At 64.0% G+C, this 6,867-nt stretch carries 7 protein-coding genes; 5 read left to right on the top strand and 2 right to left on the bottom strand.

Going from position 1 to position 6,867, the window contains the following annotated elements:
• The 4 genes from VGP39_RS23820 to VGP39_RS23805 all read left to right on the top strand — a co-directional run.
• On the top strand, positions 1–333 hold a 333-nt coding region (locus tag VGP39_RS23820), incomplete at its 5' end, for an ABC transporter permease (RefSeq protein WP_327570553.1).
• Positions 320–1,189 carry an ABC transporter permease gene (locus VGP39_RS23815; protein WP_327570552.1) on the top strand — a complete coding sequence of 290 codons (870 nt, stop codon included), beginning with the start codon at positions 320–322 and terminating at the stop codon, positions 1,187–1,189. The genes VGP39_RS23820 and VGP39_RS23815, both read left to right, overlap by 14 nt.
• Positions 1,186–2,181, top strand: coding sequence for an ABC transporter ATP-binding protein (locus tag VGP39_RS23810; RefSeq protein ID WP_327570551.1), 996 nt, complete (start codon positions 1,186–1,188; stop codon positions 2,179–2,181). Before VGP39_RS23815 ends, VGP39_RS23810 begins: the two co-directional genes overlap by 4 nt.
• Positions 2,178–3,158 (top strand): oligopeptide/dipeptide ABC transporter ATP-binding protein, encoded by a 981-nt coding sequence (locus tag VGP39_RS23805; protein ID WP_327570550.1) that lies wholly within the window; start codon positions 2,178–2,180, stop codon positions 3,156–3,158. The genes VGP39_RS23810 and VGP39_RS23805 overlap by 4 nt, the downstream gene beginning before the upstream one ends.
• A 6-nt stretch (positions 3,159–3,164) precedes the next feature.
• Here VGP39_RS23805 and VGP39_RS23800 read toward each other — a convergent pair whose 3' ends face one another.
• Both VGP39_RS23800 and VGP39_RS23795 read right to left on the bottom strand, forming a co-directional pair.
• Positions 3,165–4,562, bottom strand: a complete 1,398-nt coding sequence (locus VGP39_RS23800; RefSeq protein WP_327570549.1) for a carbohydrate porin — start codon at positions 4,560–4,562, stop codon at positions 3,165–3,167.
• Positions 4,563–4,687: 125 nt separating this feature from the next.
• The gene (locus VGP39_RS23795; RefSeq protein WP_327570548.1) at positions 4,688–5,665 is read right to left on the bottom strand and encodes a tripartite tricarboxylate transporter substrate binding protein; all 978 of its coding nucleotides are present in this window, start codon (positions 5,663–5,665) and stop codon (positions 4,688–4,690) included.
• A 166-nt stretch (positions 5,666–5,831) separates the two neighbouring features.
• Here VGP39_RS23795 and VGP39_RS23790 point away from each other — a divergent pair, with 166 nt between their 5' ends.
• Positions 5,832–6,794, top strand: a complete 963-nt coding sequence (locus tag VGP39_RS23790) for a TAXI family TRAP transporter solute-binding subunit (protein ID WP_327570547.1) — start codon at positions 5,832–5,834, stop codon at positions 6,792–6,794.
• Positions 6,795–6,867: the final 73 nt, after the last annotated feature.

The raw sequence follows: 6,867 nt of genomic DNA, 5'->3' as shown, positions 1-6,867 counted from the left end.
ACGCTGCAGGAAGACTACATCGCGATGGCCAGGGCGAAAGGACTGAAGCCGTCACGGATCCTGTTCGTACACGCCTTAAAACCCTCGTCGTTGACGCTGGTCACCATCACCGGGATCAATATCGGCCGGCTGATCGGCGGCGCGCTGATCGTCGAGACGATCTTTGCGCTACCGGGGATCGGCCGGTTGCTGGTCAGCGCGCTCTACACCCGCGACCTGATCATCCTGCAGGGCGTGGTGCTGTTCGTCGCCTGCGGCTTCGTGCTGATGAATTTTGTCGTCGACATGTGCTACGCCCTGCTCGATCCGAGGATCCGCCATGGCCGTGCTTGACATCGGCATCGACACCGCGGTCGTCAGTCCGGTGCGGCGCACACGGCGAGTGGGAAACCTGTTCTGGTTGGCGCTGGGCTGGATCATATTCGCCGTGTTTGTCGCGACTTTCGCCGGCTTCCTGCTGGCACACAGCCCGACCGACATGGATATGCTGGAGCGGCGGGCGTCGCCGAGTCTTGTGCACTGGCTCGGTACCGACGCCTTGGGGCGCGATGAACTGGCGCGGCTGGTGTACGGCGCCCGGATATCGCTCATCGTCGGTCTGTGCGCGCCGATCATCGGCATCACCATCGGCGGTGCGCTCGGCATCCTGGCCGGCTATTTCCGTGGCCGTTTCGAAACCATCGTGGTCGGAAGCATGGACGTGCTGCTGGCGTTTCCACCGCTGGTGTTTGCGCTGGCGATGGTGGCGTTTCTCGGGCAATCCGTTTTCAACCTGACCTGCATCCTCGGCGTGCTCGGCATTCCCGCTTTCATGCGCGTCGCCCGCGCCGCCACGTTGAGCCTGGCCGAACGCGAATTCGTCGTCGCGGCACGGGCGCTGGGCGCGTCGCACGCGCGCATCCTACTGCATGAACTGTTGCCGAACGTACTTCTGCCGCTGTTCGCCTTTTTCCTGCTCGGCGTTGCCGTGACCATCGTGGTCGAAGGCGCGCTGAGCTTCCTCGGCTTAGGCGTTCCGCCGCCGGCCTCGAGCTGGGGCAGCATGATCGGGGAGGGCCGCGAGAGCCTTGAGATCGCGCCGCGGCTCGCCTTCATTCCGGCGGTAACGATGTTCCTCACCGTGCTGTCGTTCAACCTGGTCGGCGACACCTTGAGGGCGCTCACCGACCCGCGTCAGGGCGCGCTGTGAACGCGCCGGCGTTGCTGTCCGTCGAGGGCGTCTCGGTCGATCTGCCAACGCCGCGCGGCAACCTTCGCGCGGTGGATCAGGTCGATCTCCGCGTCGCGCCCGGACAGACGCTCGGCATTGTCGGCGAATCCGGCTGCGGCAAGACCATGCTGTCGCGCGCGATCCTGCAATTGCTGCCCAAGAAGGCAAAACTCACCGGCCGCGTCAGGTTCGACGGCCAGGACCTGACCCGGCTTGCAGCCGAGCCGCTGCGCAAGCTGCGCGGCCGCGCGCTCGCGGTGGTGTTCCAGGATCCGATGACCTCGCTCAACCCGGTGCTGACCATCGGCACTCAACTCGTCGAAACGCTGCAGGAGCACCTTGAATTCGACACCGCCACGGCAAGAAAGCGCAGCGTGGAGTTGCTCGCGGCGGTCGGCATCCCCGCGCCGGAGCAGAGGCTCAACCAGTATCCGCATCAGCTTTCCGGCGGCATGCGCCAGCGCGTCGCGATTGCGATTGCGCTGTCGTGCGAGCCGAAGCTCCTGATCGCGGACGAGCCGACCACCGCGCTCGACGTGACGATCCAGGCGCAAATCCTCGATCTGCTGGCGCGCGAACAGCGCCGCCGCCACATGGCGATGATCATCATCACCCATGACCTCGGCGTGGTCGCCGGACGCACCGACGAGGTGGCGGTGATGTATGCCGGCCGCGTGGTCGAGCGCGCGCCGACGCCGGTGCTGTTCAAGAAAATGCGGATGCCGTACACCGAGGCGCTGCTCGCGGCGATCCCGAAGATCGATGCGGCTCCGCATACGCCGCTGCCGGCGATCTCGGGGCGTCCGCCAGATCCGACCCGGCCGATCCAGGGCTGCTCGTTCTCGCCGCGCTGCCGCTACGCGATGAGCGATTGCCGCCAGCAGAAGCCTGTGCTCGCAGCTGCCGGATCGCCCGATCATCAATATGCCTGCTTCCATCCAATCGATGGCACGGTAGGCGTTGGCGCATGATGCACGACACCCGGAAATCCATACGTCGCGAGACGCTGCTCAGGGTGGACAACCTCGTCGTCGAATATTCGATCGCCGGCAACACGGTGCACGCCGTCTCCGGCGTCAGCCTTGAGGTCGCGCGCGGCGAGACGCTTGGTCTGGTTGGCGAATCCGGCTGCGGCAAGTCTACGCTGGGGCGCGCCATACTGCAGTTGCGCCGGCCGGTTTCAGGCGAGGTCGTGTTCGACGGCCATGACCTCGTGGCCATGAACGGTGACACTTTGCGGCGGATGCGCCGGCGGGTGCAACTGATCTTCCAGGACCCGATCGCCTCGCTGAACCCGAGGCGGCGCATCGGCGACATCGTCGCCGAGCCGCTGGTGATTGCCGGCGTCAAGGATCGTGCCGAGCGCGAGCGGCGGGTACACGAGGTCCTCAGCGCGGTCGGTCTTGATCCCGGCCTGGTCGCGGGACGGCTGCCGCACGAATTTTCCGGCGGACAATGCCAGCGCATCTGCATTGCGCGCGCGCTGGTTCTCGATCCGGAATTCATCATCTGCGACGAGCCGGTTTCGGCGCTCGACGTCTCCATTCGCGCCCAGATCCTGAATCTGCTGGAGGAGATGAAGGCGCGCTATGGTCTGACGCTGCTGTTCATCGCCCACGATCTTGCGGTGGTGAAGGCGGTGAGCGACCGCGTCGCCGTGATGTATCTCGGCCGGCTGTGCGAGGTCGGTCCTTCCGAGCAGTTGTTCGCGCGGCCCGCGCATCCCTATACGGCGCTGCTGATCGAGGCCATCCCGCAGCCCGATCCGGACGTGCGGCCGTCGGAAAGCGTGCCGATCGGCGAGCCGCCGTCGCCGATCTCGCCGCCGTCAGGCTGCCGCTTTCGGACCCGTTGTCCGAAGGCCGACCGACGCTGCATCGATGAGATGCCGGAACTGGTCCCGATCGCGCCCGGCCAGTTGGTGGCGTGTCATCATCCGAACTTCTGATCACGATCAGAACTTCATGACACTTCGCACGCCGAAGACGGACGCGTCCTTGAGACGAATGCCCGGGTTCGGCCCGGTGGGATCGGTGGCTCCGCCTGCCGGCCGAAAGATGTGCTGGTAGTTGGGCAGCAAGTTCCAGCCCGCCTTGATTTCGTAGAGATATGACGCCGTAAACAGCGCTTCGGATGACCGGATCGGCCAGTCGGGCTGCGCCATAAAGAAAGCGTAGTCGCGGTCGAGCGCCTGGGCGCGCCTGGAGACGTGCGCGTAGCCGACCGCGACGCCGAACTTGTCGTGCTGCCGCTGATCGAAAAATCCGATGAAATCGATGCCCGCGTCGGCATAGAAATCGATCAGGTTGCGGTCCGGGGGACTGGCTGAGGTGCGCATGAAAACGCCGACGCCGCGGTCCTTCGATTTCGGAACGCTATAAATCTTCTGTTCGATGACCGAGTAGATGCCATCGTCGGCGCGCAGCATCCGGCCAAGTCCGGATCCCGCCGGGTCGGCAACCGATCGGCCGTCCGATGTGAAACGCTGATCGTTGAACGTTCCGAAATGATGCCAGCCTCCGATTTTAAAGGCTCCGGCGTGGCCATCGTTCGCAGCGATGTCCTTCCAGCCGAACTGGGCTTCCGAAAGCACCAGCGGAGGATCGTTGACGCGAAAGTTCAGGCCATAGCGGTTGCGCTGTTGCGGATCGCCGGGGCCGGGGCCAGCGGAATCGCCGTCGAAAATCGCCGCGAGAACCGTGACATTGTCGCTGAGTTTTGCGCTCAGCCGCGCGCCGACGGCGGCGAGCGGCGGGGAGGGACCGCCGGCCGGCAAGTTGACGGCTGTGATCGCGGGCCAGCCGAGCGATGCGTTGGTGAATACGTCGGTATATTTGCTGGCGATGAATTCGCTGTCGGCCGCGAGTTGGCCGGCGCGGATCGACCATTTGTCATGGAAGAATTTCTGTTCGACATAGGCCTCGTAGAGCCGGGCGGTCGGAAGCGCCTCGATCCCGCTGACGACGAAGAAATTGTTCAAATTCGAGCGCGACAGGCCGTCGCCATGGATAACGAAGACGTTGGCATGGGCAGTCAGCCCGCGCCATCCCGCCAGCCTGTCGAAGTCGATATCGACCGCGAGATTGAGACGTCCTTCGAACGTCGCGCCCTGTTCAAGGCCGCCGGTGGCGTTGCCGAGCACTTCGCCGATGTAGGTCGCGGCGAATTTTATGCCGAGGCGCTCATACGGATTGGGCAGCAGGCCGAGCGTGCGTTCGGCGACCGTGCTCTCGCCTGTATCGGGATCGGCGGGCTGGTCCTCATTGGTTTCCTGGGCAACCGCCGAGACCGAACACATCCCGAGGAAGGCGCAGGCCCAAATCCTGGCTGCAGTTGGTCGCCATCGGTTCATAGAAGGTCATTCGGTGAAAAACTTCTTCACCATACCTTCAACTCCACAGATTGGGATGGCTGAAACGCAATGGAACCGGGAATTCGAAGACTTTTTCCGGTCGACGCGCGCGATCACCACAGCGTCTAATCCACCGACACCCCGGCAAACTCGACCACCTTGCGCCACTTCTCGGTTTCGTCGGCGACGAGCTTGCCGAATTCGGCCGGCGTCATCGGCTTCGGGATGCCGCCGACGTCGGCGAGCCGCGCCACCAGCTTGGGGTCCTTCAGGGCCTCGGCCACGGCTTTGTTGAGGATATCGATGATCTCCGGCGGCGTGCCCTTGGGGGCGGAGATGCCGTAGAAGCCGACGGACTCGAATCCCGGCACGGTCTCCGCAACCGCCGGTATGTCCGGCACACCGGGCCACCGCTGCGGCGAGGTGACGCCGAGCCCGCGCAGCGTGCCGCCACGCACCTGTTCCAGCGCGGAAGGCAGGTTGTCGAACAGCACTTGCACCTTGTTGGAAATCAGATCGGGCATCGCGGCCGACGATCCCCGATAGGGCACGTGCGTCATCTCGACCTTGGTCAGCGCCTTGAACAGCTCCGCCGACATGTGCACCGAGGTGCCGTTGCCCGAGGACGCAAACGAGACCTTGCCGGGATTGGCCTTGCAGTAGTCGATGAACTCCTGAACGGTTTTGACCGGCAGACCCATCGGCACCACCATCATGTTGGTCAGCTGCATGATGCTGGCGACCGGAGCGGTGTCGCGGATGAAATCGTAAGGCAGCTTCTTGTAGAGCGAGGTGCTGATGGCGTTGTTGGGCGCCACGAACAGCAAGGTGTAGCCGTCCGGAGGAGAAGTGATCGCTGCCGCCGCGGCGATGTTGCCGCCGGAACCGGCGCGGTTTTCCACCACGAACTGCTGGCCGAGACGTTCCGATAGCCATTGGCTCATGATGCGCGCCACGGTGTCGACCGGGCCCCCGGCGGTGAAGCCGATCAGCCAGCGCACCGGGCGGTTCGGATAGTCGGCCGCGGATGAAGGCGCAACGCCGCCCGCAAGGCCTAAAAGGCAGACAAGGCCAATGATCGCCGCGCGCAGAAAACCAGTCATAAGCCGCTCCATTTCAATCGAGTGCGCTGCACGCGCAACTTTTTCATCTCAAATTCATCGAACCAACGCACATGGTTTCATAGAAATTTGAATTTGCCTACATTGCCTTTCGGCCAATGCGTTGATCTTATGACCTTGCAGCGTTGCGGATGGTTGAGGAGCGGTGATGAACCTCGGTATTGTAGGCGCAACCGTTTTGCTGCTCACAGGCAGCGCCGTGGCGCAGGATGGAGGAAAGGTCATTCCAAAGACAACGATCTCTCTTGGAACGGCGACGCCGGGTGGTGGCTTCCCGCTGTACGGCAATGCCTTTGCCGAGGTCATGAACGAAACCGATCCGGCGCTCACGATCGAGCCGCGCAACACCAAGGGCAGCAACGAGAACATTCCGCTGCTTGAGGCGGGCAGCCTTGATATTGCGCTGGTGGCCGGAGAGCCCTCCTACGAAGCATTCATGGGGTTCGGCCGGCCGGCTACCCCCCTGAAAATTCTGACCGCGATGTATTCCAGTCCGGGGATGTTCGTGGTGCGCGCCGACAGTCCCTACAAGATCATTCGCGATCTGGCCGGCAAGCCCGTCGCGTTCGGCGCCCGCGGTTCCGGCCTTCCGATCCTGTCGCGCTACGTACTCGATGGCCTTGGACTGAAGCAGGACGAGGATTTCCAGTCGGTCTATCTTGACCGCGCCGGCGACGGGCCGGCCATGGTGCTGGACGGCCGCGTGGCCGCGCTATGGGGCGCCGGCATCGGCTGGCCCGGATTCAAGACCATGAGCGAGAGCCCAAGTGGGGCGCGGTTCATCGCGCCGGACGCCGGTGAGATCGCGCGCATCCGCGCCAAGCATGCGTTCCTGAAGCCGCTGACCGTGCCGGCCGGGAGCTATCCGAACCAGCCGTCGCCGATCGATTCGCTGGGATCCTGGAGTTTTATCCTGACACGCGCCAATCTTCCCGACGACCTGGCGTATCGTCTGGCGAAGTCGTTACACGGAGCTGAAAGTACGCTCTGCAAGAAACTGCCGCAGGCCTGTGAGACCACGGCGGCGAACACCGTGGCGGCGGCGCCGAAGGTCGAGCTGATTCATCCCGGCGTCTTGCGGTATTTCCGTGAGATCGGAGTTGCGAAGTAGGCATCGTGCCCTGGACCCGGCGCGGCGCGCCGTTCTTCACGGCGTGGTGGTCTGCAGAGCCGGGGCCAGCTAT

Origin of the sequence: Bradyrhizobium sp., assembly GCF_036009065.1 — a bacterium.
GTDB lineage: Bacteria > Pseudomonadota > Alphaproteobacteria > Rhizobiales > Xanthobacteraceae > Bradyrhizobium.
The sequence above is the reverse complement of the archived record's forward strand: the minus strand, read 5'-3'. Positions and strand labels throughout refer to the sequence as shown.